We start from the raw sequence: 22,993 nt of genomic DNA on the forward strand, positions 1-22,993 counted from the left end.
TCTACATGCATAAGGAAAAATTAACATGACCGATATTATTAATGTCTACGATAACAATCAGATACCTCACCAGGCTGGCGATAACGGTTCTGCACCTGCTCTGGCTGCCACGCCTGTGCTGGACGAACAGCGTGTGGAATTCTGGCCGCAGTACTTTGGCAACATTCCACAGTGGATAACCCTTGAACCGCAGGTCTTTGCGTGGATGGACCGGTTCTGCGCTGACTACAGCGGCGGTATCTGGAGTTTTTATTCTCTCAGCAACGGCGGGGCCTTCATGGTTCCGGAAACGGACAACGATGCCTTCTGGTCGCTGTTCAACACTATGAATGGCAACGCCGCAGACATGAGCGCCGAAGCCGCCGGGATTGCAGTCTGTCTTGTCGCTTACAGTCATCACGCTTGCCGCACGGAATGCGACGCCATGACGGAACATTACTGGCGTCTGCGTGACTATGCGCTGAACCACGCAGAATGCAGCGCCATCATGCGCATTATCGACTGAGCGTCCTGCCATGCCGTATGAACTGTCTCACCTGAATGCCCTGTGGGATGCGCTGGGGAAAACAACGGTCAGGGATGAGGACGGTGACGTTGTGACCGACGACCCCTTCCTGCATTTCCCGACGGGTACCCCTCTCTTCCATATCTGGTCATGGTTTGAATCCCTGCACGACGGGTTCGTCGTTGCCGTGAAACTGTACAACACATCCCCTCCCGACACGTCAACAGACAGGAAAAGCAAATGAATGCCACCACTTGTTCCCCTGATCGCGGGGGAATATCTCCCGCAGCACAGCGCACCATCAGACGCGCACTGACCTTACTGGAACGCCAGTTACGCGAACCCGGCGAGGCATTCACCTCCAGCCAGTCGGTCCGCGACTGGCTCCGTCTGCAGCTCGCCACGCTGGAGCGTGAAGTCTTCATGGTGCTCTTCCTTGATAACCAGCATCGGCTTATTGCTCATGAAACGCTCTTCACTGGCACCATCAACCATACGCAGGTACATCCCCGTGAAGTGATAAAGGCAGCACTGAAATACAACGCGGCTGCCATTGTGCTTTCACACAATCATCCGTCAGGTTATGCGGAACCCGGCCATGCCGACCGACTGCTCACTGACCATCTGAAGCAGGCACTTAAACTCGTGGATATCTGCCTGCTGGACCACCTGGTCGTGGGAGGCATGGACATCGTCTCGTTTGCCGAGCGTGGCTGGCTTTAGGGAGAGAATAATGATGAGAATCATCAGTAAACGTCAGGCAATGGCGATATACCGCCAGCATTCTGAGTCCCGGCTGTTTCGCTTCTGTACCGGGAAATATAAGTGGTCCGGCAGTATCTGCCATTACCACGGCAGGGAAGTGCAGGATATCCGGGGTGTGCTGGCCGTGTTTGCTGAACGCCGACAGGACCGCAACGGTCCGTATGTGATCCTGCGCAGCGTCACCCTGAATTAACGCACCGTTAAGGAGTACTTATATGCAGAAAGCAACCCGTGTCATCAACCATAACATCGCGGAACCCTGGTGGGGCCTCAGACGCAACATCACGCCGTGTTTTGGTGCCCGGCTGGTACAGAAGGGGAACCACCTGCATTACCTTGCTGACCGCGCCAGCATTGCCGGGACATTTAATGACGCAGATTTACGCCATCTGGACCAGGCATTTCCGGTACTGATGAAACAGATGGAGCTCATGCTGACCAGCAGCGAACTCACGCCCCACATTCAGCGCTGCATTACGCTCCACGCAAAAGGGCTGATATGTGAGGCCGATACGCTCGGCTCCTGTGGCTATTTGTATATCGTAATTTATCCGACATCTGCAACAACCGCATAAACCACAGACACTTTTCCTTAGTCAAACCAACCAACAAAGAGCGCAAACCATGCAAACACAATCCCGACCCCCTCAAAGGGCGGCCTCGCCACTTCTGTCGTTAATAGAAATCTGGCAAAAATTACTGGAGTATCTGCTGAAACAACACTACGGTCTGATGCTGAATGACACGCCGTTTGGCAACGACGAAGTGATCCAGAAGCACATTGAAGCGGGCATCTCACTGTGTGACGCGGTGAATTTTATCGTGGAAAAGTACGACCTGGTGCGTACTGACCGTCACGGTTTCAGCGTTAAAGAGCAGTCTCCGTTTATCGGCAGCATTGATATGCTCCGCGCCAGGAAGGCTACCGGGCTGATGACACGCAAGGGATATAAAACCGTTACTGACATCACAGGTGGCAGATCCAGCAGAGGGAAATAATGACGTTAGCTCTGATAGCTGACGCCGACACCGTCAGCTATCAGCCCCTCAGGCACCAGCACAACGACTGGTGCTTTTACCAAATCATCAACAGTTGATACAGGTGTTCGCTCAGACAGCTCGTATGGCGGTAACACCTTAACGGAGATATCTGTCTGCAGTAGAGGAGGGTACGGCAGGACGCCGCCAGAACATCGGGAGTCATATCGTCTGTCAGAAGGGAGCTTAATTCCGGGGCGTTCAGTAAAATGAAACACTTCTCCGGGAGCATGCCACCGGCATTCCCTTTCGGAAAATAACCGCCCAGATAAAGTAAGACGGCCAGCAGCCGGAACTGTCGGGTGAGTACCGCTTCAGTGTCCCGGTAATGTGCGGCTATCCACAGGCATTCCCGCAGCATAAATCGCCGGGTCCGTTGGGTGAGGTCACCGCCTTTGTCATACCAGCGTTCGACGATATCCCTGGCAGAGCGAATGGAGTCATTACCCGTTGTCGCAGTTTGCCACGACCGTGCCAGAAGCGTCGAGATATCCATGGATTAACGTCGCGCCTGCGAAACGGCTGCGGGAGTATTGCGGACACCAGGCAGATAAATATTGCGAACCAGCTTCAGGAGGAAAAAGACATCGCTCAGGTTGCTCACGCCGGGTACCAGATGGCGAAAGGCTATCCGCACACGAAAACGCGCCCGAACCGCCTGCCGGTCATTCACCCTGCGCCGGTACAGGCCCAGAAAGTGACGGCTTTCCACCAGCGCATGCCTGACCAGCGCTCGTCTGACAGACCGGTACAGCGTCTGTGTACTGAGTGCCAGAATATCTGCAATCACATCGCTATAGCTGAACGCGCGGATATCGTAATAATCCGGGCGGTGGGTAATTGACGCCGGGTTATTCACCCAGAAGTAATCCTGTCTGTCAGAGAAATAAAACCGGCCATCTGCGGCGGCAAGCTCTATCGTCCAGAGAATATCCTTGTGGCTTTTCCCTTCCTGGAATCTCAGGTCATGCTCGCGGATATACGCTGAACGGATTATCTGCAGCCACAGGTAATGCGGCCACTCCCTCTGACTGACGCAATGGCGTATCCAGTGTTGCCCCGTCAGCGTCTGGCCGTAAGGCTGTCTGCGGTGAACGGTATGCCGCAGATGTCCGGCGCTGTCTGTATGCCGGGCATTGAAAAGGACGACATCGGCCCGTGCTTCGCGGGCTGTGCGCAGCCGCTCCTGCAGAAAATCTGCCGAAACCCGGTCATCCGCATCCAGGAACACCACCCATTCGCCACGGTGAATCGCCAGTGCAGCATTACGGGCAGCATACACACCCTGATTTTCCTGACGAATGAGAATAAGCCGTTCATCTGTAATGGCGCTGAGTACCGTCCATGTTTCGTCGGTTGAACCGTCATTCACAACAATGATTTCAGCACTGAGCGTTGTTTCGCCAAGCAGTGCATGGACCAGAGCTCCGATGCTGTCAGCTGCATTGAAGGCAGGAATGATGACGCTGATATCGATGTTGATTTTCATTGCACTAAGGGAATGTAAACAGAGGAAAGGTTCAGAGTTGTCACCCCATAAGGGGCAATAACCTGCCGGGTATGAAACATTATCAGGAAGAGCGTTCAGGTGATTTCCGTGCTGGTGTGGATACCACTCGTTTTTCTCTGATTTCCTGGTTAACCACCATCAGACAGTCATCGCAGAATTCTTTATCCAGCCCGAAAATCCGGTCCAGAACGCCTCTTTTCTTGTTACATCTGGCACATCTTTTCATTCCATCACCTGCTGTCGCATTCCCATGCCGTGCCCGCAGGACAAAAGAAGGCCGCCCGCCAGAAGACAGGAAATAAATTAATAAACAATACGTTAAATGAGTTTTTTGGAATTTAGCACAGGCAGTGCCGGGGCTGATAATTCATTTTGCAGATCAATTTTTATCAATCGATCGGTTTAATCGATCATCTTTTTCACTCTGCGTTAAACACCATCCGTGTTCCTACACACCATACTCCGGTAAGAAAGTGCTTTTACATTAACGAATATTGCCTTCCGATATTAAACTCATTTTTGTGTTTTTTACTCTTTTGTGTGTTTTAATGGCATCCATTACTTCTTAGTAGTAGGAATGTCATCTTGCAAAACAAAATCAAAGAACTTCGTACCCAACTATCAATCACTCAACGTGAGTTGGCAGATATGGTTGGTACCAGCCAACAGCAGATCCAGCGTATCGAAACAGGGAAGGTTGCGGCCAAGTTGGGACTGGCGCAAGCAATCAGCGCGGTCTTAAAAAAGCCATTGAGCGCTGTTTTTCCAGATAGCGATAAATTGCTGAAGAAACTACGCAATCAAGGTAGCCGTAGTGACGATGAGCTGGAAAATATCGCGGCTAATGGCATTGAAATGGATGGCTGCATTTGGACGGTGAAACTCTGGCTACGAGGGCAACAAGCTTATTTGCTGTTACCTATTTCCCCAGCTGATAAGCGTCGTTTTTACTCACACTTTCAGGAAAGTGTAGCGCCAGACCGTGAGCTTTTTTTTGTTTTTGACTCTGAGCGGCATCGTTACGCTTTAAATTCCCGAGAGGTGATTTTTCACCAATTCTTGTTTGATGGTTTTGCACCTGCTCCTGATGATGAGGACAGTGAAGGAAGCTATGGGAATGTTCATATCACCATGGTGAACGGTGGACCAGTTATTGGGCTGTACTGTGAGCCTGAGGTTTCGGACGACGACGAAATCGATGATATTGGTCAAATGAATGCATTTTTTGACATTCTTGAATCAGAGCCGGAATCAACAGAGCGATATCAGTTAACCGACATAGATGGAGAAGATGCTTTCATCCGTATTGGCTCTATTGCGATGGTCCGAATAGATCTTGATGCTTTGGAGTCTGTCGAGGAAGATGATTCATAACAGATTTCGGCATCTTAAATCTGTTGTATTAGCTCAGACTTGGTCTGACCGTTTTCACTGGCAGCACACAATCAAATTTGACAGTCTGCTTTGATCGAAGAGCAGAAGTCCGTAGTTGAGTCACCATGAAACTTGCTAACAATGCCGTGTGTCAATCAACTGGGAACAGGTCAACCATGGTCTGGCTAAAGTGGATCGGTAATATGCAAATTTATTTAGGTAGAAGTAATAAAAAGATCACCGGAATTCTATAATGTCTGTTCTTGTCTAAGGGCGGTTCCTTGAACCGCCTGCGATTTGGCTACGGTAGACTTATTGAGAATTTGCAGACCACCATGGCGAAGGTCGTCGGTGCCAGCTACGGGGAAAGGGAGATCATCTTGTTCGTAAATATTGACTTCGACAATCAATCGGCAGTTGCCAGTATTTCGTTGGAAGGTTGGGCTCAGCCGCTTGTCGAATTCCTCGCACAGTATTTTACCATCCACAAAGACATGCTCCATCTGGACTACTCCCACCTATCAACTGAGTACCCCAGTGTTCCGGTTAGGAATTGGATATGTAGTTCGCAAACAGAGCGTGAGCACTTTATGTTCGAATTCGAGAACGCGGCACAGCAGGGGCAGATAGCGCTGACCTTAAAAATTCTCGGACACGGATCCACGGGGATCGAGAAGTCGTCCTCTATCTTGGACCCAAATTCTTACCGGCGTGCTCAGGATACTTTCTGGGATGGCATACTTAATGATAATCCCCCGGGCTTACGTAAAATCATTTTGGCGGAAATCGAGCCACGTGCGATTTGGGTGGACTGGTTGCTCGCTGACCGTTCATATACTCGGTATAAATATTTGGACGATCAGGAGATCATGAAGGCGTTGGTGGTCAATACGTCCGAGGAAGATTGCATCAATGTCCTTCAACTAGTCGACCCTCATCAGGGGGCGAATAATTGGGCTTTCGATCAACTGGTCAAGCAGCATTGGCAGCGTGTATGCGGCTACCTGGAAAAACATATCGACATGTCGTCGGGCTATCCAAGCGACAGAAGGCTTGAGCTCGTCTTCTCTCTATTTGCGAATTCGCCGACAGTGCAGACGTCCCGGTGGGCTTGCGAACAAGTTTTTGAACGAGCAGATCCGTCAGTCTTTCCTGAGCTAATCCAACATTGCCGCACGATATTTCCGGAGGATGTACGTAATCTGTTCCTGCGCTGGAACATCCGTTCGCAGAAAGAGAAGAAAGACAATATCAAGGAGTGCGTTGCCAAAGCCTTCTCGAGGCTTGCTACATTGTACGTGGATACCATACCCTCGGACCTCGCGCTTGCGGCGGCTTGGCACGAGTTTGGAGACCCAGCGCTGTCTAGCCAGCAAAGCGTCGCTGCCAGCCTCAGAGAATTGCCATCTCTGGAGAGGGGTCGAGAAACGCTGTGGACACAACTAGGCCCGGCCGCCCGTGAGGCCTGGCGACAGGATCTGTTCGATCAGGTGAATGAGGAACCTGAATTAGCCCAGGGGCTCCTCAATTTTGCTTGCCTTTGGCTCGAGCAGACGGCATTCGCCGAAGTCGAGCCAGTGCTTTTGCGATTGATGGATGACGAGGAACATCTGGCGTTTGCGAATCGGCTTGTCGGCACTGATGTAAGGCAACTGCAACTGAGGTGCAAGGGACTACTGCGGTCCAAGCAGGGTTCACTGGACCTAGAGGGGCCGGTAGGCCGGGGCGAGGGAGCCACTGAGTTGCCTAGCGTAGGAGCCCAAACTTGGCTGAGCGACCCTTCCGTGGAGCAAGTCATCTATAGGGCGCTTAGCCAGATTGAGGAAGAATTTTGTCGCGAATATTCGGAGACCTGGGGAGAGGACGAGGAGGCCCATACGGCGCGCCTCCTGACTCTGACGAAGGAGGCGATTGGCAACGTAAGCAGCCAGTTGCGCCAGCTCTCGGTTACGACGCGGGCGAGGTATCCGAGCCTGACAGTGAAGGTGCGTCAACCCAGCAAGCGGGAGGAAGGGGCGAACACACCAGCCGGTGCCCCGCTGGGGGCAGACGTGCTGTTCCTGAGCCGTATCGTGGAAAAGGGGGAAACAGTGATTCAGCGTGCGACCCTTATGCAGGTGAAAAAGCGCAGAGGCACTGATTCGGGGCGGGGGTTCAGTTCAAGGGTAGGCATCGACCTGAAGCAGTGCGAGGACATACTCAAGCAGTCAGAACACGCCTACTATCTGTTCGCGACTCCGGCCTCGCCTCGCCCGGTTCTCTGGGTTGCCCCAGCTCGGCTCGTTAGGAATTTGACCCAGTTGCACACGAGCAAAACCTCAGTTTCGGCGATGCAGGTGCGGGACGCCAGCTGCTCCTACGCGGATTTTTTTCTGCACGAGCTTGTTGGCCTGTGGGCTGGCGACGAGCATGAGGACATCATCGCCGTCGCCAACGGCGTTCCTCGGCTTGGGCGAACACCTCGCCACATTGTTGAAATCGAGGTTCGCCGCCAATCTGATTAATGCTTCGGGGAGAAATCATGCTCCAACTATAGGGCAGGATCATCTACCGAGGCAGGGTTAGTCCAGTCTAATTGACCTACACCCCGTTGATTACCACAGATTGTTCTCATTAACGTCCGCTCCTGGCACAGCGCTGCCTGTCAGATTAGGTTGAGATCTGTGCCATAACGGTGTCAGAGCAAATCTGAGCTAATACAACTCAGCCATGTTTGTCCGGGTTCGATGCCGAAAAACAATGAATTTACTTGTTGGTATCTGTGTTGGTATAAGATGAAAGTGTTTTTTAATAGCTATTTTAAATCATGAGGTTGAATGTTATGTGCGAGTCCGGCCTTCGCACCATCAGTACTTCTAGGATCATTCTAGAAATTTCAATTATCCTTTAAAAATCAATGCATTTGTCGTTTTTACGCCCTGAGTCGTCCAAGATAGTCCATTGAAATCCGGATGTCATTGGGGGCATCTTAACTTCGATTAGAAATGTGCCCCAAATGAAGCTTAACGTCAGACAGATCGAGGCCGCTAAGCCAAAAGAGAAAACCTACAAATTGGCCGATGGTAGCTGTTTTTATCTCGAAGTTTCGGGCAAGAGTTCTAAATACAGGCGCATGAAGTTCAGACGCTCCTCTCAAAAAAAAAGATCGCCTCGCAAAAAATATGTCTTCTTTAATGGCGCGCAATGCTCTTCCCGCCAAGCCTGCCTGCTTAAGGTGCCGCTTTGTTCGTCTGACAGGCGTCATAGGCCTGCTGTAAGGTCAGGGTGGTCACGGGTTGTCTCTCCTGATTAGTGGCGGAACGGCGAGCTGTAGCAGCCTTTTACCCGACGGGGTGCCACGGGGGCTGTCGGCAACGGCGCGGGTTTCTCATAGATGACCGGAGAACGTATCACTTCAAAAATCGACTCATGCGTTTTAAATGTCGCCGAGCAGTGCATATTCTGACACTGCAGGTAACTTTCTTTGACGCTCTCAGACATATAGCGGCTGGTGCGAACGTGGGCCGCCGTGCGGCAGAAAGGGCATCGCATCATGACAATAGCCCCCGTGCTTTCAGGTCAGCTTCACATTCCCGCATTTTTTCCTGCCAGACTTTCCGCTGAACGGGCGTGGCCGCAACGTCATGCTTGCTATGCGGCAGCGTGGAGGCCGACAGCCTTGTTCTGAACAGCACCGATTCATCGGTCAGACGGATATCGCAGCCCTTTACGGCCTGATCAATCCACGCTTTCATCTGGCTAATAGCCGCCGCGGATTCATCTATGCGTCGGGCATTAGTTAGAGAGAGGCGCTTCTCTGACTGTCTCAAGTTGTTCCATTGCAGGTTTAAGGTAGTCGGGAAAAACTGCGGTTTGAGTGATGTCAGGTCATCGACATCACTTATATCTGCACCTGACAGGACTGGTTACTACTGGCAGTGGTTATCGTTTTCTTCGACCGTAACGTTGTCGGCTGGTCGATGAAGCACACTCTCTGATGCTAACTGGTTCTCGGCGAGATGATGATGGCCGTCTGGAGTCGAAAACCGGACGGCGAGGTCATCGTTCGGAGGACTTTGAACGCGCCTCGCCGTGAGGACAGTATTCGTCTACCGCGTGGGAACAGCCCAGTTTATGGGGTAAATTAACTTATAGCTTAGAAAGTGAATTATTTTTAGATAATTAAACTGTTTGTTCCATTCCCTTCGCCGCAACAGCGTTACCAATTTCTCAAGCGTTTAAGTTACAATTCAGTTAACAGGTCTAATGTTCTTGTTACTTTTTTATCGCTTTATTAACAGGGGGGACACCCTCGGTCTTACCTTTCTTATCCAGCGTGTGCGCTTAATTGAAGAGCGTCAGGATATTGTCAGCGTCGCTATCAAAAAATGAACTAACTATTGTAATTTTATATTTTCAAAAAATTAACAATTCAATAATTATACATTTTTCTATATTTTTTCACTATATGAATGTTGTACAAAAAAGGACATATGTTTTGTATTGTTTTTCATTCACCGAAATTATAATTATGCTCGGTTAAAGGAATTGATTAATCAATGTTCTTATATTGATTAACTTTTTGGTCTTCACGAGTAAGGATTTTTGTATGAAAACAAGATTTAATGGCGGCATGAAACTTTTGACTTTACTGGTAGCTTTTTCTGGTATCACACATACAGCTCTAGCGGCTGATGGAACAGTGAAGTTTAAAGGTAATATACTTGATACAGCATGTACAGTTGATTCTGGAAGCGCAGATCAAACAGTAACATTAGGTGATGTAGCGAAAGCAGCTTTTAAAGCAAAAGATGATACTGCTGCACCAACTAAGTTTAGTATTAAGCTGACTGCGTGTCCAACTGGTACTGTCAATGTGAAATTTGATGGAGTCAGCGATCCCGCGAATCTAGATTTGCTTAAACTTGATACAGGACAAACTGCTACTGGTGTCGCAATCCAAATTACAGATGCACAGAACAATCTGATTAAATTACACGAATCGAATTCACTTTCAGCCGTTACAGTTGCAACGGATAAAACAGCGACCATGAACTTTATTGCACGTTATCAGGCTACCAGCGCGACTGTTGGCTCTGGTACTGCTAATGCGACAAGTCAGTTTACGGTTATTTATAACTGATATGAGGATATGGGTATTTATTACTAATAAATACCCATATAGTTTTTAAATGTTTTTTGATAATAAAGTGTTTTTTAGGAGGCTCACTTTTATGAATATGAGAATTACTACTCTATTATTTTCGTTAGGCCTCTTTACTGCTAGCGTTCAAGCTGGGGTAATCGTTGGGGGAACGCGCATTGTCTACAATGGTAGTGCAAGAGAAGTTTCGCTATCGGTAAAAAACGCTGATAAATCCCCTTACCTTATTCAGGCATGGGCTGACGACAATGGCGCTGATGGTAAAGTTAAATCAGCAAATAAACCTCCTTTTGTTGCAACACCACCTCTTTTCCGTCTTGACGAAGGGACAGAGAATTTGATTCGTATAATCAGGACTGGGGGAGATTTCCCTCAAGATCGCGAGTCAGTATATTGGATGAACATAAAGTCTATCCCTTCAGTAGCACGTAATAACGATAAGAATGTATTGCAAATATCCGTAAAAACACGGATTAAGCTATTTTATCGTCCAGATGGAATACAATCACCAACCGAAGATGATTTTAATAAAGTATCATTTAAGCGAAGCCAGGGCAAGGTTGAGGTTATCAACCCTACACCCTATTACATAAGCTTTTATACTTTAAAAGTAGGTGGGGTTTTATTAGACACAACTAATGTAATGGTTCCCCCAAAGGCTAGTGCGACTTACAACTATGCTGGTGGCAAAAGTTCAAGCGATAAGGTCGCCTGGCAGTTTATTAATGATTATGGTGGAAATAGTAAAGTCATTTGGTCCCAGCTGAGATAAGTTTTTAGAAGATTATATTGGTAATATTTATAATTTTCTAGAGCAAATAAAGTATGATTTCTTTAATCTTTAAAAGAAAATTAAATCGTCTCTCTGGTTTTGTTTGCCAACGTCCTTTGCTATTTCATCCAAAAGTAAGCTTAATACACGTTGGTGTCACACTAACTTTATTTCTATTCGCGAAACAAAGTTTAGCGGAAGAGATTTTTTTCAATCCTAATGCTCTGGAAATTGATAATCCCAATACAACTCCGATCGATTTATCTCGCTTTTCAACTAAGGGCGGCCAAGCTCCAGGTACTTATCGCGTTGATATTTATATTAATAGCGAGCTTCAAGAAACCCGTGATGTAGAGTTTGTTGAGGGAACGACAGGTAAACTGATGCCAAAGCTCACGTTAGGGCAATATAGACGATGGGGTGTTGCCATAGACTCCGCTGCTGAGCTAAAAGATGTGGCTGAGGATAAAGTAATTACAGATCTGAGTAGCTATATTCCCTCAGCAAAAATAATATTCGATTTTCAACATCAGATATTAAAAATTTCTGTTCCACAGGCGTTGATGAGAACAACTGCTCAGGGAACAATTGATCCCCAATATTGGGATGAAGGCGTTACTGCGTTGTTGCTGAGTTACGGTTTGAGTGGATCAAGAGAGTGGCATAGTCAGGGGGTTAATGACAATTATTTTCTTAATTTGCATAGCGGTTTTAACATCGGTGGTTGGCGTCTGCGTAACTACAGCACTGCTATGCTTAATAAAAACAGCGATAATACTGGAAATAATAACGAGGCATCGAATGAAAATAATCACCTTAATTGGGATTCAATTGATACCTACATACAACATGATATCCCTTCAATAAAGGGGCAATTCATCGCGGGTGAAAGCTATACACCTTCTGATGTTTTCGATAGTCTCCCCTTTCGTGGTGTGCAGATTGGCTCTGATGACAATATGATGCCCGACAGCCTACGGGGATTTGCTCCAACTATACGTGGCATTGCTAATAGTAATGCTCAGGTAACGGTAAAGCAAGACGGAAACGTGATTTATCAAACTTATGTTTCTCCTGGAGCATTTTCGATTAAAGATTTGTATCCGACATCATCAAGTGGTGAGTTACAAATAATAGTTAAAGAATCTGACGGTTCAGAGCATACATTTATACAACCCTTTTCTAATGTTGCTGTAATGCAACGTGAAGGGAATCTCAAGTATGCTGCAATGGTAGGGAAGTATCGTCCTGTTAGTTCTCACGATGATAACTCTTTAATAGAACAGTCAACATTAATTTATGGATTACCTCATGACATGACGGTCTATGGAGGGGTTCAACATTCGCCAAATTATCGATCAGCCGCATTAGGTTTAGGTGTCGGTTTAGGTGATTGGGGTGCCTTCTCAGTGGATGCAACTCAGGCCAATACATCGTTAACGACAAATGAAGGAGATATAAATAAAAAAGGTCAGTCATATCGCTTTCAGTATTCAAAAAGTATTGCCGCTACTGACTCGACAATTAACTTAGCTGGTTATCGTTATTCCACTAAAGGGTTTTACACTCTGCAGGAGTCGCTGGACTACGACCAGCCTGATGATACATATAATAATAACTGGCATGGTAACAAGCGTAGTAAGCTCCAATTAACGTTCTCCCAAAATCTTGTGGGACTTGATTGGGGGTCCTTAGCAATATCAGGGTACCAGCAAGATTATTGGAATGAAGAGGGTTATGAGCGTAATCTTTCGGTAAGCTATAACAACTCTTTTGTAAATGGCATTGCGTGGTCATTAATGTATATGTATACGCAATATACAAATAAAAGTGCAAATACAAGTTCAAATACGCATGCTAATAATAACAAACAAGTTTCGATCAATGTCAGTATCCCATTAGGAAAATGGCTTCCAGGTGCTTATGCTACCACTAGTATGAATAGCGATCTTCATGGTGGCATGTATAGTCAGGCTGGAATTAGTGGTACTGCACTTAAAGATAATAATCTTTCTTATTATATGTCTCAGGGTACGGGAAATAACAATCAAAATTATAATGGTCAGGTGGGGATGGATTATAAGGGAAGCTATGGGGAATTAAATGTAGGTTACAACTATAGTGATAACTCCAGGCAGGTAAATTATGGTGCACAAGGATCTGTAGTGCTCCATCAACATGGTATCACTTTTGGTCAGCCTTTGGTTGGCGATATTTCAGCGCTGGCACTTGTTGAAGCTCCAGGGGCGGACAATGCTAAAGTAAATAATGGCACTGGGCTGAGTACTGACTGGCGTGGCTATACTATTGTACCTTATTTAAATTCCTATAGACGTTCTCGTATAGCCCTTGAACCATCAACATTGAAAGATGATGTTGATATTAAAAATAACGTTACAACTGTTGTACCAACAGCAGGTGCCGTAGTTGCTGCTGCTTTCAAGACTAATGTTGGACATCGAGTGTTAATAACATTTCAACAGGATAAATTTGCAGTGCCATTTGGTGCAATGGTTTCTGTCGATGGTAGTGAAAACCCGGATGTCGGTATTGTGAATGAGAATGGCGAAGTATACCTGAGCGGTCTTCCAGAGCGTGGAAGCATAACCGCAAAGTGGGGTTTAAATAACGAAATGAAATGTCACGCTGATTTTGTATTACCGGCTAGTACCGGTAAAAATAAAAGCAATTATATCGGCTTGCAACAAATCAATGTTATCTGTAAATGAGAAACGTTATGGCATTTTTAAAAATAAAATACAATCTTTATCCGTTATTTATTTTTCTTGTAATATTTTTCGGATATTCACATCATGCGAGTGCAGTTACGGGTTGGTGTACTCCTACAGGCGGCACTCCATATCATTTCGATATCGATTTTACATCTACAATTACCGATCCTTCTCTCGATAGTCCAGGCAAGATTATAGATCCTGTAGATTCGTGGGATTTAGGAACAACGTATAGTATTACATGTGATTGTGATGGTACAAACAGAGCAAGAATGTTTTCGGGGCGCTCAACTCTTACGCAGTATGGAGTTTTTAATAGTAAGGCATATTATAATTTAAATGATAATATGGCTATTGCGACGACTATTTTTGTCGGAGGGAATGGTTATTATACGGTTCCATTCGAAAATATCAGTAATAATTCACCGGATAAAGCCTGTAATACCCCGATTAACACTGCTAACTCCGGCTCAAAAGGAAATGTTTCCTTATATATTAAAAAAGGCTTTGTTGGTTCAATTGATATCCCATCAACTTTAGTAGCATCTATGTATTCAACAAAAGCGACGGGGAGTTATTCTTCTACTCCTATATCTCAAGTATATATCAGTGGGACTATAAGCGTCCCACAGTCATGTAAAATTAATGATGGGCAGATTATAGATATAGATTTAGGCCGGCTGGTAGATACCTCGCTAAAAACTAAGGGAGCGAAACCCGACGGGTATGAAGAAAAAACTGCATCGGTAAACTATAGTTGTACTAATATAGCAGAAGGTATTAAGGTTAAGTTTAGCTTTAATGGTCAGGCCGCGCCTGGGGATTCCAGTTCACTTTTAACCACTAATAGTGATATTGGTGTGCGAATTGAAGATCGTAATGGGGCGATTGTCAGTCCCAATAGTGGAGACTTGCTCACGCAATTTGATGCAAGTACACAAACAGGGAATGCTTTGTTTAAAAGTTATCCGGTTAATGTGTCAGGAAATATGCCAGTTCCGGGTAAATTTACGGCGACAGCCACCGTTATGATGAATCTGGAGTGAATCGCTAAAATGAATCAATTCTTTAAGATCTTCTCTAATTACTTACATATCTGTAAGCCGAGCATTGTTTATAAAAATAGTGTTATTGCGATAATTTTATTTATTCCGCAATTAGTCTATGCTTTAACTGCACTCGAGTCGGTGCCAATTAAATTTCATGGTGAAGTTTTTGCTGCCACATGTGATATTAAAGGCATTGCAGACCAAACAGTAACCCTTGGCGATGTGAGTACAATTGATCTTGCTGAGGCGGGCGATGTATCTCGTGCGATACCATTTTCGATTACGGTCACCTGCCCTGAGAATGGACCAAAAAAAGCAGTCGTGACCTTTAGCGGCACAGCAGCATCCGACCCATCACTACTAGAATTAGATAGTGTTACCGGTGCGGCAACTGGCGTGGCGGTTAGAATTAACCAGGGTGATACTACGACTGAATTGAAACTTAATAATCCCTCAGCGGCCATAGCTCTCATTGGCGGGGATAATCTATTAAGTTTTAATGCGCAATATCAGGCTCTCGTATCGCGCCCTCAGATAACTCCTGGTGTTGCAAATGCAACCGCTCAGTTCACAGTTACTTACCCTTAACAACGTAAATCGGTGAGGTATGTGGCGCGAAATTTTATTCTTTTTAACCATCTAATTCCATGTTCTTTACATCAATTACATGTTGGTTTGCATTAAAACTGAATTAGGTGGTTTGCAACTTTATCTTTAAAGAGTAATCGTCATAAATTTTAAATAGAATAACCATAGGGTTCTATTTAAAATTTATATATGCGGTGCTTATTCCTGGCAAAATAAAGGATGATATTTGTATAATTGTGTGATCTTGGGTTTGAAACGAGGTTCATAATTATTCAAGTGTTATTTCGCGAGAATGTTTATTGAACGAGCATGCTTTTTAGAAATACATCGCATAGGTTTACTTGCCCTGGGTGATACATGTTGCATTGATCAAATACCAGTATGCTATCAAATTCTTTCAGGCTATAGATTCGGTCTTCAATCTCTTCGTCGTTTTATCCAGCCGGCCAGTAGCATTCCTCAATCGACGTCAGGTCTAAGAAATTCGGTTCTACCTATTTTTAGGCTTTCTGATGATCTTCCTGCCTGGTAATAGCTTTATATAACCTAAGGTGAACATAGCTAGCCGATTCTGTGGTTAGTACGGTTAGGTTGGCCATTGCCGTACCGAAAGGGGGGAATCGCGTGCTGATGGCGTGCTTATTGGTCCTGGTTTCGATAACCGCCAGCGGCAAGTTAGGTATGCGGTACTGCAAGATATCGGCAGATTCCACATTGATAGGTGAGGCCAGTTTGCCAAGGCTAAAATTTTACCATTCCGAAGTTTTACTTTCTGACGGGTATGTGACGCGACATCCCAGCCTGCGGTTTTGACGGCGGGCAGGATATATTTGGGGATAATGTTTTTTTCCGTCAGATGAGTTTTGTTTTCGCCAACCATGGCAGAGCATTCAACGAGATTGGATTAGCTCCGGTTTTACTGGATTAATGTATCAGGTAATGAACTGAAAAGGTGTTTTGGGGAACCACGGGCAAATTCAGGAGGACAATTCCAATTATTAGCATTCGTCCACCACGGGAATTTAATACATGTTTGTTACGAACAATTTATTGCGATCGCGCTCGCAACGTGGACAATACTTAATTATGCGGAGAACTTATAGCAGCGAAATCAATAATTTCATTTAAGTCACGGGATGGGGAATGGACAGTAACACTCAGGGATTCACTTCATACTGGCGTAATACTTTAGCTGATGCCGAGTCTGGAAAAGGGGCATTTGAGCGTAAAGATGAAGCTTCATTTACTCAGTGGGTGAATGTCGATCGGGGCAGGTTGGATGAAGAGATCGTGCAGTCGTTCTTCGAGGGCGAAGACGAGCAGGTTAAAACCGTCGAGGTAATGTTACGGCCGCAGGTATGGATCCGCCTGTTAAAGCATGGCAAGGAACGTACGGCAGGGGCACCTGGTATCGTTACACCTTTGGTGACTTCTGCTCTGTTGAACCGTGAAGGCTTTTTGTTCCCCGCATCTCCTGCCACCATTCCCCGCGACCTGCTTGAACCACTCCCCAAAGGTACCTTTTCTGTTGGTGAGATGGCGGAATATGACAAATACAAAACCACGCATGATTCATTCACTTTTGGTCCTGATGTCGATGACCAGCAGCGTGAGGAAACAGACGAACAGCGGACGGAACGATATGCTCGCTATAAGCAGTTGTGGCAAAAGTACCTGAAAGACACAAATGAACTTTTAAAAAGTGTGGCCGGGAAATGGCTTGATTCTCCAGAGCAATATGAGCCGGCTGGACATGGCTACATTATTAAAGCCAACCAGTCTGGAGGGGCAAGCATTCATATCCTGCCTATGTACGATCATCTACTGTCGTGCAAAAAAGAGGTGCCATTGCTGGCACGCTTTGCTTCAAAGGATAAATCACCTGTTGAGCCGCTTCTTGCCAGTCATGCCATGTTCAGTGAGCGTCTGGGACATTCCGGCGATAAGTTTCCGCTGGCGGTCGCACAGCGCGATGCGCTTAGCCATTATCTAACTCAGCAGCCGGGCGATATTCTTGCCGTCAACGGTCCTCCGGGAACCGGAAAAACTACGCTGGTACTCTCTATCATTGCCACGGAGTGGGCGAGGGCGGCGCTTAACAAAACTGAACCGCCAATGGTGATTGCGACATCGACAAACAATCAGGCCGTTACCAACATAATCGAGGCCTTCGGTAAAGATTTTGCTACCGGCAGCGGGCCTATGGCCGGCCGTTGGTTACCTGATGTAAAAAGCTTTGGTGCCTACTTCCCGTCTTCAAGCCGAAAAGCCGAGGCAGCAAAAAAATACCAGACGGAAGACTTTTTTAACCGTGTTGAATCACTTGAATACGTAGAAGATGCCCGATTCTTTTTCCTTGAAAAGGCAAGCGCAGCTTTTCCGACTGTGTCATGTCATTCACCTGAACAGGTTGTGGAGCTCTTGCATCAGCGATTAGTTGAACTCTCTGCAGAGCTTGAGCAAATCGAACCTGCGTGGGACGCCCTGAACGCCATACGCGAAGAGCGGAACGCCGTCAGCGACGATCTCGAACAGTATATTGAGGATAAGAGAACATCACTGCTTAATAGCACAAATGAAATCTCGCTATTAACGCAGGGCAAAAAAAAGTGGGAACAATATCGAGCCGGTGAGTCGATCATGTTTGCTCTCTTCTACTGGCTTCCCGCCGTTCGTACTAAGCGTCACTATCAAATGAAGCTGTTTTTGGAGGCTACGTTTGGCGAAAGAATGACTGCATTCCAGGGAACTCTGCCTGATGGAATTGATGCTTTTATCGATGGCCTGATTGCACAATCGCATAATGAACATACCGGGTATCAGCAGCAGATCGCTATTGCTGAGGACATTTCCCGACGTGAAAGCGAAGCGGCACTGCGCTGGCGCGAGATTACTCGCTCACTGGGAAATCAGGACGAAGCAGAGTTGAGTCTGCGCGAAGCCGATGAACTTGCCGATACACAGCTCCGTTTCCCCGCGTTTCTGGTGGCGACGCATTACTGGGAAGGTCGTTGGCTGATGGATATGGCTGCTATCGATAACCTTCAAAAAGAGAAAGGTCTCAAAGGGGCGAAGACCATTAAAGCCCGCTGGCTGCGTAGAATGAAGCTCACCCCTTGCGTCGTGATGACCTGCTTTATGCTTCCTCACCATATGCTCGTCAGGGAACACATTGGCGGTAAAAAGTTTGATGATGGTTATTTATATAACTTCGCCGATTTGCTGATTGTCGATGAAGCGGGGCAGGTACTTCCTGAGGTTGCCGCTGCATCCTTCGCACTGGCGAAGAAAGCCCTGGTGATTGGAGACACAGAACAGATTGCGCCTATCTGGAATAGCCTGCCTGGTATTGATATCGGCAACATGGTTGAGGAAAACATTCTTCCGGGAGGTACGCAGGAAGAACTTACTGAAGCGTATACCCTGGTGTGTGAATCTGGAAAAAGTGCTGCCTCTGGCAGCGTTATGAAGGTTGCGCAGTTCAACTCGCGCTACCAGTACGATCCGGATTTGGCGAGAGGGATGTACCTTTATGAACACCGTCGTTGCTTCGATAACATCATTGGCTACTGTAACACGCTCTGCTATCACGGTAAGTTGCAGCCCAAACGAGGGGAAGCTAAAGAGACAATATTTCCTGCAATGGGTTATCTGCATATAGATGGTAAAGGTATGCAGGCAAGTGGTGGAAGTCGCTATAACGACTTTGAAGCGAAGACGATAGCAGCCTGGCTTGCCGCGCATAAAGAAGAGATTGAGCGGCACTACAATAAACCTCTGCATGAATTAGTCGGCGTTGTGACCCCATTTTCGGCGCAGGTCAGCGCGATTAAGTCGTCATTGCGTAAGCTGGATATCAATTGCAATGGTGACGAAAGCTCACTGACAGTAGGTACGGTCCACTCATTGCAGGGAGCCGAACGAGCAATTGTGCTGTTCTCTCCGGTGTATTCGAAACATGAAGATGGCGGATTTATCGACAGCGACAGCAGCATGCTGAACGTTGCCGTTTCGCGTGCTAAAGATAGTTTCCTGGTCTTTGGCGATATGGACCTGTTTGAGATCCAACCCGGATCGTCACCTCGGGGACTGCTGGCGAAATACCTGTTTGCTTCCACCGATAATGCATTGCAGTTCGAGTTTCAGGAGCGCCAGGATTTAAATACCTCACAAACACAGATTTCAACCCTGCACGGGGTGGATCAACATGATGCGTTTTTGAATCAGACTTTTGACGAGATTAATCAGAGCATTACTATCGTTTCCCCGTGGCTCACCTGGCAAAAGCTGGAACAGACCGGTTTTCTGGCGTCGATGTCTCAGGCGCGCGCCCGCGGCATTGATATCACTGTAGTAACGGATAAAACGTTGAATACAGACCATGCCAATTTCGAAAAGCGAAAAGAGAAATATCAGCGTCTAAATGAAGCCCTGGAAAGGTTGAATGAAATGGGCATCACAACGAAGCTGGTTAACCGTGTTCACAGTAAGATTGTGATTGGTGATGAGGGGCTGCTTTGCGTCGGTTCCTTTAACTGGTTTAGCGCCTCGCGAGAGGAAAGATATCAGCGATACGATACGTCGATGGTCTATCGCGGCGATAGCTTAACAGCAGAGATCAATACGATTTATTCCAGCCTTGAGCAGCGTCAGTTATAAAAAGATATACAGTGCCTGAGCACCCTTATAAATCACAGGGTGCTCAGGAGGTTTAATAAAATCATGTCTATTAACCCTTACAAACATTTTGTCGGTGCCATTCCTACACACTCCACCGCCCAACCTCAATTAATTCACCTAATCAAAACACCGGCACCCCCAGCCCAACCTTCACCTCCTTCAACGTCTCCTGCGTCACTCCCTGCGCCCGCTCCGTCCCGCGCTTCAGCATCGCCATCAGCTCGCCCTTATCCTGCATATACATCGCCCTCCGCTCCCGCATCGGCGCAATCAGCTCCTGCAAACACGCCTCCAGCTCGTTCTTGCACGCCCGGTCGCCCAGCCCGCCCGCCTGATAGTGCGCCTTCATCGCCGCCACTTTCTCCTTGTCCGGATGAAACGCGTCGAGATACGTAAACACCACGTTCCCCTCAATCTGCCCCGGGTCGCTCACCTTCAGGTGGTTCGGGTCGGTGTACATGGCGCTCACCGCGCGGTGAATGGTCTCTTCGCTGGCCGAAAGGTGCAGCGTGTTGCCCAGCGATTTCGACATCTTGGCGCTGCCGTCGATGCCGGGCAGGCGGCTTGTGTCGCTCAGCATCGCCCTGCAGTGGCGCAGCACCGGGGCGGGCAGCAGGCTGTTCATCTTGTGCACAATCTCGTTGGTCTGCTCAATCATCGGCAACTGGTCGTCGCCGACGGGCACGCACTCGGCCTTAAACGCGGTGATGTCCGCCGCCTGGCTGATGGGGTAGGCCATAAACCCGACCGGCAGCGAGCGGGCGAAGCCCTTCTGCGCAATCTCGTTTTTCACCGTCGGGTTACGCTCCACGCGGGCGACGGTGACGATATTCATATACAGCATCGTCAGCTCGGCGAGGGCGGGCAGGGCAGATTGCAGGCAGATCGTGGTCAGGTTCGGGTCGATGCCCGCGGCGAGGTAGTCGGCCAGCACTTCGGGGATGTTGTCGCGTATCTTCTGCGGGTTGCTGCCGTTGTCGGTCAGCCCCTGCAGGTCGGCAATCAGCACAAACTGGCTGTGCGTCTGCTGAAGCGCCACGCGCTGGCGCAGCGATCCGACGAAGTGGCCGAGGTGCAGCGGGCCGGTTGGGCGGTCGCCGGTGAGGATGGTTTGCGTGTTCATAAAGACTCCTTAGCGTTGTAATGCCGAAAGGGGTCTTAGAAATGTGAAAGCCGCCTTTCGGCGGCTATCTGAAAATGGGAAAACTACTCCGTGCCGCCTTTAAGAAGGCAGCCACCAGCGGTTTACGGTGAGGACGGCGTGGTTTATGTTCATCTCTTTACCGTACCACGTCCGGCGCGAAAAACAAAAGGGCACGTCATGCTGCAATCACTCAACCATCTGACCCTCGCGGTCAGCGACCTGCAAAAAAGCGTCACCTTCTGGCACGAGCTGCTGGGCCTGACGCTGCACGCCCGCTGGAATACCGGTGCTTATCTCACCGGCGATCTGTGGGTCTGTCTGTCGTACGACGAGATGCGCTATTACGTGCCGCCGCAGGAGAGCGACTATACCCACTACGCGTTTACCGTGGCGGAGGCTGATTTTGAACCGTTCTCGAACAAGCTGGAGCAGGCGGGCGTCACCGTCTGGAAGCAGAACAAAAGCGAGGGGGCGTCGTTCTATTTTCTCGACCCGGACGGGCACAAGCTGGAGCTGCACGTGGGCAGCCTCGCCGCGCGGCTGGCGGCGTGCCGCGAGAAGCCCTATGTGGGCATGGTGTTTACCTCAGACGAGGCTTGAGGCGCGCACCTTCAGCCTGCCCGCCAGCGTCACGTGCGTGGCGGCATCTTCCTGATTGCACAGGTACTCCACCGCCAGCCGTCCCAGCTCGCTGTAGGGCAGCTGGATACTGGTCAGCGGCGGGGTGAGCTGCTCGGAAATCTTCTGGTCGTCGTAGCCCGCCAGCAGCATGTCCTGCGGGATGCGCACGCCGTTCACCGCCAGCGCCTGATAGCAGCCAATCGCCAGCCAGTCGCTGGCGCAGAAGATGGCGTCCGGGCGCTCGGCCAGTTCCAGTAGGGAAGCTGTCGCGGTAAAGGACTCGCTGAACTGCCAGTTGGTCTGGCGCACCAGGCCGTCGTCGTACGCGAGTCCGGCCTGCTGCAATGCCGCCTGGTAGCCTGCCAGACGCTGGCGTGAGGCCTCCATCCAGCTCTCGCCGGTGATGTGGGCGATGCGCGAGGCCCCGCAGGCGATGAGGTGTTTAGTGACCTGGAAGGCGTTGGCGTAGTCGTCCGGGATAAACGACGGCAGCAGCGGCGAGCCGGGATCGCGCTGGTTGAGCAGCACCAGCGGGATGCGGGTGCAGTCCTGGAATGCCGTCATGTCCACCAGCGTGGTGATCGGGGAGGCGAGGATAATCCCGATGCAGTTGCGCTTCTCCAGCTGGCGGATGATGTTCAGCGCCAGCTCGATGTCGTCGCCGTAGTCGTAGACGGTGAGCAGGGTCTCGTTACGCCACGCCGCTTCCCGCGCCTGGCTGATGGCGTCGATAAACGGGTCGAAGCTCTGCAGCGAGCTGACCAGCAGGGCGATCTCTTCCTGGTTGCGCGGGGCGTGAACGGCGGGGAGGCGGTCGTAGCCGAGCTCGGTAGCGACGCTAATCACCCGCTGGCGGGTGTCGTCGCTGAGCTTGATGTTACGGGACTGGTTAAGCACCAGCGATACCGTCGCCTGCGACACGCCCGCCGCCCGCGCAATATCGTTCATCGTCACTTTCGTTTTTCGCTTCATCCGTCCTCTCCCTTTCGCGACTTCGCATCATACCCTAACCGCACGCTTTAGCGCCGTCGATCACGTTTCTCATTCATCGAAGCGTGAACTTTGTGAGAGG

Annotated in this window: 20 protein-coding genes and 4 pseudogenes; 17 read left to right on the forward strand and 7 right to left on the reverse strand. The window is 48.5% G+C overall.

Annotated features, from left to right (window positions below):
• Window positions 1–25 precede the first annotated feature (25 nt).
• From USH94_RS08610 to USH94_RS08635, 6 genes are read left to right on the forward strand one after another with little or no spacing between them, the layout of a single operon-like run.
• A complete protein-coding gene (locus USH94_RS08610) occupies window positions 26–505 on the forward strand; it encodes an antirestriction protein (RefSeq protein WP_111965510.1) in 480 nt (159 codons plus the stop codon).
• A gap of 10 nt (window positions 506–515) precedes the next feature.
• Window positions 516–749 carry a hypothetical protein gene (locus tag USH94_RS08615; RefSeq protein ID WP_111965509.1) on the forward strand — a complete coding sequence of 78 codons (234 nt, stop codon included), beginning with the start codon at window positions 516–518 and terminating at the stop codon, window positions 747–749.
• The gene (gene radC / locus USH94_RS08620; RefSeq protein ID WP_111965508.1) at window positions 746–1,228 is read left to right on the forward strand and encodes a RadC family protein; all 483 of its coding nucleotides are present in this window, start codon (window positions 746–748) and stop codon (window positions 1,226–1,228) included. The genes USH94_RS08615 and radC overlap by 4 nt, the downstream gene beginning before the upstream one ends.
• Before the next feature lie 13 nt (window positions 1,229–1,241).
• Window positions 1,242–1,463 (forward strand): DUF987 domain-containing protein, encoded by a 222-nt coding sequence (locus tag USH94_RS08625; RefSeq protein WP_111965524.1) that lies wholly within the window; start codon window positions 1,242–1,244, stop codon window positions 1,461–1,463.
• Window positions 1,464–1,485: 22 nt separating this feature from the next.
• Window positions 1,486–1,845: a type IV toxin-antitoxin system YeeU family antitoxin gene (locus USH94_RS08630; protein ID WP_111965507.1), complete on the forward strand. Its 360-nt coding sequence runs from the start codon at window positions 1,486–1,488 to the stop codon at window positions 1,843–1,845.
• A 49-nt stretch (window positions 1,846–1,894) separates the two neighbouring features.
• Window positions 1,895–2,269, forward strand: a complete 375-nt coding sequence (locus USH94_RS08635) for a TA system toxin CbtA family protein (RefSeq protein ID WP_111965506.1) — start codon at window positions 1,895–1,897, stop codon at window positions 2,267–2,269.
• 76 nt (window positions 2,270–2,345) lie between these two features.
• Here the strand turns inward: USH94_RS08635 and USH94_RS08640 are convergent, their stop codons facing one another.
• Both USH94_RS08640 and USH94_RS08645 read right to left on the reverse strand, forming a co-directional pair.
• Window positions 2,346–2,804, reverse strand: a complete 459-nt coding sequence (locus USH94_RS08640; RefSeq protein WP_258525061.1) for a hypothetical protein — start codon at window positions 2,802–2,804, stop codon at window positions 2,346–2,348.
• A 3-nt stretch (window positions 2,805–2,807) separates the two neighbouring features.
• A complete protein-coding gene (locus tag USH94_RS08645) occupies window positions 2,808–3,797 on the reverse strand; it encodes a glycosyltransferase (RefSeq protein ID WP_111965505.1) in 990 nt (329 codons plus the stop codon).
• Between the two features lie 606 nt (window positions 3,798–4,403).
• Here USH94_RS08645 and USH94_RS08650 point away from each other — a divergent pair.
• The 3 genes and pseudogenes from USH94_RS08650 to USH94_RS08660 form a co-directional block, all read left to right on the forward strand.
• On the forward strand, window positions 4,404–5,192 hold the full coding sequence (locus USH94_RS08650; RefSeq protein ID WP_111965504.1) for a helix-turn-helix transcriptional regulator: 789 nt from the start codon (window positions 4,404–4,406) through the stop codon (window positions 5,190–5,192).
• A gap of 335 nt (window positions 5,193–5,527) precedes the next feature.
• A complete protein-coding gene (locus USH94_RS08655; protein WP_111965522.1) occupies window positions 5,528–7,696 on the forward strand; it encodes a hypothetical protein in 2,169 nt (722 codons plus the stop codon).
• Window positions 7,697–8,187: 491 nt separating this feature from the next.
• Window positions 8,188–8,334 (forward strand): annotated as a pseudogene (locus tag USH94_RS08660) (integrase); the annotation flags it as partial.
• A gap of 146 nt (window positions 8,335–8,480) precedes the next feature.
• On the opposite strand, the gene USH94_RS08665 reads toward USH94_RS08660, so the two are convergent.
• Both USH94_RS08665 and USH94_RS08670 read right to left on the reverse strand, forming a co-directional pair.
• Window positions 8,481–8,726 carry an ogr/Delta-like zinc finger family protein gene (locus USH94_RS08665; RefSeq protein WP_111965503.1) on the reverse strand — a complete coding sequence of 82 codons (246 nt, stop codon included), beginning with the start codon at window positions 8,724–8,726 and terminating at the stop codon, window positions 8,481–8,483.
• A pseudogene (locus USH94_RS08670) lies at window positions 8,723–8,914 on the reverse strand (glycoprotein 3); the annotation flags it as partial. The gene USH94_RS08665 and the pseudogene USH94_RS08670, both read right to left, overlap by 4 nt.
• Before the next feature lie 144 nt (window positions 8,915–9,058).
• Here USH94_RS08670 and USH94_RS08675 point away from each other — a divergent pair.
• The 6 genes and pseudogenes from USH94_RS08675 to USH94_RS08700 all read left to right on the forward strand — a co-directional run.
• Window positions 9,059–9,238: pseudogene (locus USH94_RS08675) on the forward strand (IS3 family transposase); the annotation flags it as partial.
• A gap of 542 nt (window positions 9,239–9,780) precedes the next feature.
• A complete protein-coding gene (locus USH94_RS08680) occupies window positions 9,781–10,314 on the forward strand; it encodes a fimbrial protein (RefSeq protein ID WP_240168130.1) in 534 nt (177 codons plus the stop codon).
• Between the two features lie 91 nt (window positions 10,315–10,405).
• Complete coding sequence (locus USH94_RS08685; protein WP_111965520.1) at window positions 10,406–11,107, forward strand: molecular chaperone; 702 nt, start codon at window positions 10,406–10,408, stop codon at window positions 11,105–11,107.
• Between the two features lie 53 nt (window positions 11,108–11,160).
• The gene (locus USH94_RS08690) at window positions 11,161–13,836 is read left to right on the forward strand and encodes a fimbria/pilus outer membrane usher protein (protein WP_111964160.1); all 2,676 of its coding nucleotides are present in this window, start codon (window positions 11,161–11,163) and stop codon (window positions 13,834–13,836) included.
• Window positions 13,837–13,844: 8 nt separating this feature from the next.
• A complete protein-coding gene (locus tag USH94_RS08695; protein WP_181574020.1) occupies window positions 13,845–14,885 on the forward strand; it encodes a fimbrial protein in 1,041 nt (346 codons plus the stop codon).
• A 9-nt stretch (window positions 14,886–14,894) separates the two neighbouring features.
• Complete coding sequence (locus USH94_RS08700; RefSeq protein WP_111964158.1) at window positions 14,895–15,476, forward strand: fimbrial protein; 582 nt, start codon at window positions 14,895–14,897, stop codon at window positions 15,474–15,476.
• A 626-nt stretch (window positions 15,477–16,102) separates the two neighbouring features.
• Here USH94_RS08700 and USH94_RS22530 read toward each other — a convergent pair.
• Window positions 16,103–16,356 (reverse strand): annotated as a pseudogene (locus USH94_RS22530) (restriction endonuclease subunit R); the annotation flags it as partial.
• 263 nt (window positions 16,357–16,619) lie between these two features.
• Between USH94_RS22530 and USH94_RS08705 the strand changes: the two are divergent.
• Window positions 16,620–20,135 (forward strand): AAA domain-containing protein, encoded by a 3,516-nt coding sequence (locus tag USH94_RS08705; RefSeq protein WP_111964157.1) that lies wholly within the window; start codon window positions 16,620–16,622, stop codon window positions 20,133–20,135.
• A 142-nt stretch (window positions 20,136–20,277) separates the two neighbouring features.
• On the opposite strand, the gene trpS is transcribed toward USH94_RS08705, so the two are convergent.
• Window positions 20,278–21,279 (reverse strand): tryptophan--tRNA ligase, encoded by a 1,002-nt coding sequence (gene trpS / locus USH94_RS08710; protein WP_111964156.1) that lies wholly within the window; start codon window positions 21,277–21,279, stop codon window positions 20,278–20,280.
• A 198-nt stretch (window positions 21,280–21,477) separates the two neighbouring features.
• Here trpS and fosA point away from each other — a divergent pair, with 198 nt between their 5' ends.
• A complete protein-coding gene (fosA, locus tag USH94_RS08715) occupies window positions 21,478–21,900 on the forward strand; it encodes a FosA/FosA2 family fosfomycin resistance glutathione transferase (RefSeq protein ID WP_111964155.1) in 423 nt (140 codons plus the stop codon).
• On the opposite strand, the gene USH94_RS08720 is transcribed toward fosA, so the two are convergent.
• On the reverse strand, window positions 21,886–22,893 hold the full coding sequence (locus USH94_RS08720) for a LacI family DNA-binding transcriptional regulator (RefSeq protein ID WP_111964154.1): 1,008 nt from the start codon (window positions 22,891–22,893) through the stop codon (window positions 21,886–21,888). The two genes, fosA and USH94_RS08720, sit on opposite strands and share 15 nt — an antisense overlap.
• Window positions 22,894–22,993: the final 100 nt, after the last annotated feature.

This window comes from Enterobacter sp. 148H3 (assembly GCF_034107425.1).
Lineage (GTDB): Bacteria > Pseudomonadota > Gammaproteobacteria > Enterobacterales > Enterobacteriaceae > Enterobacter > Enterobacter vonholyi.

Bases quoted from the DNA above. Each gene is read 5' to 3' on its own strand.
- USH94_RS08705 (WP_111964157.1), top strand. From the start codon at position 16,620: ATGGACAGTAACACTCAGGGATTCACTTCATACTGGCGTAATACTTTA.
- USH94_RS08610 (WP_111965510.1), top strand. From the start codon at position 26: ATGACCGATATTATTAATGTCTACGATAACAATCAGATACCTCACCAG.
- USH94_RS08640 (WP_258525061.1), bottom strand. From the start codon at position 2,804: ATGGATATCTCGACGCTTCTGGCACGGTCGTGGCAAACTGCGACAACG.
- USH94_RS08700 (WP_111964158.1), top strand. From the start codon at position 14,895: ATGAATCAATTCTTTAAGATCTTCTCTAATTACTTACATATCTGTAAG.
- USH94_RS08695 (WP_181574020.1), top strand. From the start codon at position 13,845: ATGGCATTTTTAAAAATAAAATACAATCTTTATCCGTTATTTATTTTT.
- USH94_RS08720 (WP_111964154.1), bottom strand. From the start codon at position 22,893: ATGAAGCGAAAAACGAAAGTGACGATGAACGATATTGCGCGGGCGGCG.
- fosA (WP_111964155.1), top strand. From the start codon at position 21,478: ATGCTGCAATCACTCAACCATCTGACCCTCGCGGTCAGCGACCTGCAA.
- USH94_RS08655 (WP_111965522.1), top strand. From the start codon at position 5,528: ATGGCGAAGGTCGTCGGTGCCAGCTACGGGGAAAGGGAGATCATCTTG.
- USH94_RS08645 (WP_111965505.1), bottom strand. From the start codon at position 3,797: ATGAAAATCAACATCGATATCAGCGTCATCATTCCTGCCTTCAATGCA.
- USH94_RS08690 (WP_111964160.1), top strand. From the start codon at position 11,161: ATGATTTCTTTAATCTTTAAAAGAAAATTAAATCGTCTCTCTGGTTTT.
- USH94_RS08615 (WP_111965509.1), top strand. From the start codon at position 516: ATGCCGTATGAACTGTCTCACCTGAATGCCCTGTGGGATGCGCTGGGG.
- radC (WP_111965508.1), top strand. From the start codon at position 746: ATGAATGCCACCACTTGTTCCCCTGATCGCGGGGGAATATCTCCCGCA.
- USH94_RS08680 (WP_240168130.1), top strand. From the start codon at position 9,781: ATGAAAACAAGATTTAATGGCGGCATGAAACTTTTGACTTTACTGGTA.
- USH94_RS08665 (WP_111965503.1), bottom strand. From the start codon at position 8,726: ATGATGCGATGCCCTTTCTGCCGCACGGCGGCCCACGTTCGCACCAGC.
- USH94_RS08685 (WP_111965520.1), top strand. From the start codon at position 10,406: ATGAATATGAGAATTACTACTCTATTATTTTCGTTAGGCCTCTTTACT.
- trpS (WP_111964156.1), bottom strand. From the start codon at position 21,279: ATGAACACGCAAACCATCCTCACCGGCGACCGCCCAACCGGCCCGCTG.
- USH94_RS08630 (WP_111965507.1), top strand. From the start codon at position 1,486: ATGCAGAAAGCAACCCGTGTCATCAACCATAACATCGCGGAACCCTGG.
- USH94_RS08625 (WP_111965524.1), top strand. From the start codon at position 1,242: ATGAGAATCATCAGTAAACGTCAGGCAATGGCGATATACCGCCAGCAT.
- USH94_RS08635 (WP_111965506.1), top strand. From the start codon at position 1,895: ATGCAAACACAATCCCGACCCCCTCAAAGGGCGGCCTCGCCACTTCTG.